The sequence below is a fragment of the Aeromonas sp. PS2Canimalfood6 genome, from assembly GCF_048276795.1.
Taxonomy (GTDB): Bacteria; Pseudomonadota; Gammaproteobacteria; order Enterobacterales; family Aeromonadaceae; genus Aeromonas; species Aeromonas caviae.
Map to the genome: position 1 here is coordinate 1 of NZ_JBLUXC010000127.1, position 1,389 is coordinate 1,389.

At 49.4% G+C, this 1,389-nt stretch carries 1 protein-coding gene; it reads right to left on the reverse strand.

The window, feature by feature from the left end; translation table 11 throughout:
• Positions 1-13: 13 nt before the first annotated feature.
• Positions 14-1,288: an IS4-like element ISApu2 family transposase gene (locus ACNPAA_RS20830; protein WP_011191341.1), complete on the reverse strand. Its 1,275-nt coding sequence runs from the start codon at positions 1,286-1,288 to the stop codon at positions 14-16.
• Between the last annotated feature and the right edge of the window lie 101 nt (positions 1,289-1,389).

The window sequence follows — 1,389 nt, forward strand, 5'->3', positions numbered from 1 at the left end:
CATGTACAGAACCTTAAGCGGCAAGCGAATTAATAATACCGTCTAACGTGTTGTTTTGCTTGGATTTTCTCTGCCTACTCTTTTTGCCGTTTTTGGATAAATACACCATTGCCCACTCCAACTTCTCTGTTATTTCCTGCCACGCACCATGGATGATGCTCGCCAATATCGGCATTAACCAAAGCGCGCTGTTTTTGGCAATCTTCAGCATCGATAACTCCGCGCTGCCAATCAGCGTCAGCGCCAGCCGACGTTTGACCAGCAAGGCCAGCAAACTAGCCCAGATCAAGCCTTCCGCTATCGCTTTTTGTCGTGTCGCGAACGCCTTCAACCGGTTATGTGATTTCAGCTCTTTGAACAACAGTTCGATCTGCCAACGGCAACGATACAATGCCATCACCTTCTCGGCTGGCCATCGCTCACGCGGAAGATTGGTCATCCATATACAGAACCGTTTTTCCTCTGCAAACCAACGTCTTATGAGTCGATATTTATACTTTCCCGAACTCACATCCAGATCCAGAACCTCGGCTCTGCAGCTTCTCCGATCGATATCCTTGAGCTTTTTTCCGAGTAACTTGGGCATTTCCCTGCCGTCCTGTCGGTAAGCTGCCTGTACTTTGGGATTGAGATTTTGACTCCCTCTGACCAGATAGCTTCCTTTGGCTTTGGTCACATCAGCAAAGTACTCGCGGCTGATGTAACCGGCATCCGCCAATAACAGTTTGTTATTTAACGAATTTGCGGCCGGAAGATGCTTGCGCTCCGATTCGGTATCCGCCGTGATACTCATCGATATCGGCGACTGGTCCAGCAAGGACATGGTCATATGACACTCTACCGCAGCGGGGCTGTGCTTATTGAATCGGCCCGGGAAATGTTCTGCCAATTGCGGATGTAACGCGAATGACGACCCGTCCTGCAGCAGTACCTGCTCAAAGCCTGCCAGTCCGTGGGCGTCCGGTAGACACTCCTTGAGGCGTAAGGCGATGGCTCGTTCAACCAGTGCGCGCATGAACAAGGGAAAACCCTGCTTGCGTAACTGGTTGTGAAAGGGTTTATACGCTATTTGGTCAGTATCATGGAGCTGCAACGCATTGAAATGGCGATGCAAACCAGCAATACCATCCACCTTGTCGCAACCAAGCCCTGAGAGCAGAGCCGGGAGTAGTCTCGCAGGCTGGATATCCCGGAGTCGCTGACAAAAACCGGTAAATTTACCGATCCGGTTGAGTTCAGAAGAGCTAAGAAGTTGCTTGAGGTACTGGGTTGCATTGATAATAGTCATGGCTTCGGGCGTGTCGGTTTTTTTTTGCGATTAAATCAGATCACAAACGAAGCCTTTTTTCTATCTATTTCAATTGGTTGTAGCTAAAGATCCTGTACATG